General features: G+C 69.0%; 1 protein-coding gene. It reads right to left on the bottom strand.

From position 1 onward, the window contains the following. Positions 1–44: 44 nt before the first annotated feature. Positions 45–1,342, bottom strand: a 1,298-nt coding sequence (nuoN, locus tag ACWF94_RS40595) for an NADH-quinone oxidoreductase subunit NuoN (protein ID WP_453500332.1), incomplete at its 5' end; no start/stop codon positions are given.

Below are 1,342 nucleotides of genomic sequence, written 5' to 3'. Positions count from 1 at the left end.
CCCCCCATGGGAGCCGGGCCCTTCGGCGAATCGCGCGCCGCGCGCTACCGCACGAACACTCCCGCCTGGCTCGCCAGGTCCAGGAAGTACTGCGGGGCCACGCCCAGCACCAGGGTCACCACCACGCCCAGGCCGATCGCTGTCATCGTCATCGCCGAGGGGACCGCGACGGTCGGGCCGTCTGCCTTCGGCTCGCTGAAGAACATCAGGACGATGACGCGGATGTAGAAGAACGCCGCGATCGCGGAGGAGATGACACCGACGACGACCAGTGCCCCGGCGCCGCCCTCCGCCGCCGCCTTGAAGACGGCGAACTTGCCCGAGAAGCCCGAGGTCAGCGGAATGCCGGCGAAGGCGAGCAGGAAGATCGCGAACACCGCCGCGATCATGGGCGAACGCCGCCCGAGACCGGCCCACTTGGACAGATGCGTCGCCTCGCCGCCCGCGTCCCGTACCAGCGTGACGACCGCGAACGCGCCGATCGTCACAAACGAGTACGCGCCCAGATAGAAGAGCACCGACGACACACCGCTGGGCCGGGCCGCGATCACACCGGCCAGGATGAACCCGGCGTGGGCGATCGAGGAGTACGCCAGCAGACGCTTGATGTCGGTCTGGGTGATGGCGACGATCGCGCCGCCCAGCATGGTGACGATCGCGATCGCCCACATCACCGGCCGCCAGTCCCAGCTCATCCCCGGCAGCACCACGTACAGCAGCCGCAGCAGCGCGCCGAAGGCGGCCACCTTGGTCGCCGCGGCCATGAAGCCGGTGATCGGGGTGGGGGCGCCCTGGTAGACATCCGGGGTCCACATATGGAACGGCACCGCGCCGACCTTGAAGAGCAGACCCATCAGGATCAGCGCGACGCCGATGAGCAGCAGCGCGTCATTGCCCATGGTGTCGGCGAGCACCGGGTCGATGGTGCGGACGGTGCCGTCCACCACATCCGCGATCCGGGCGTACGAGACCGAGCCCGCGTACCCGTACAGCAGGGCGATCCCGAACAGCATGAACGCCGACGAGAAGGCGCCCAGCAGGAAGTACTTCACCGCGGCCTCCTGCGACATCAGCCGCTTGCGGCGGGCGAGCGCGCACAGGAGGTAGAGCGGGAGCGAGAAGACTTCGAGCGCGATGAACAGCGTCAGCAGATCGTTGGCGGCGGGGAACACCAGCATGCCCGCGATGGCGAAGAGCGCCAGCGGGTAGACCTCGGTGGTGGTGAACCCGGCCTTGACCGCGGCCTTCTCGCTGTCGCTGCCGGGGACCGAAGCACCCTGCGCGGCGAAGGAGTCTATGGCGTTGCCGTGGACCGCCGGGTCGAGCCTGCGCTCGGCGAAGG

The sequence above is a fragment of the Streptomyces sp. NPDC055078 genome (assembly GCF_053607985.1).
Note: the sequence above shows the minus strand (reverse complement) of the source record. Positions and strands in the feature narration are given on the sequence as shown.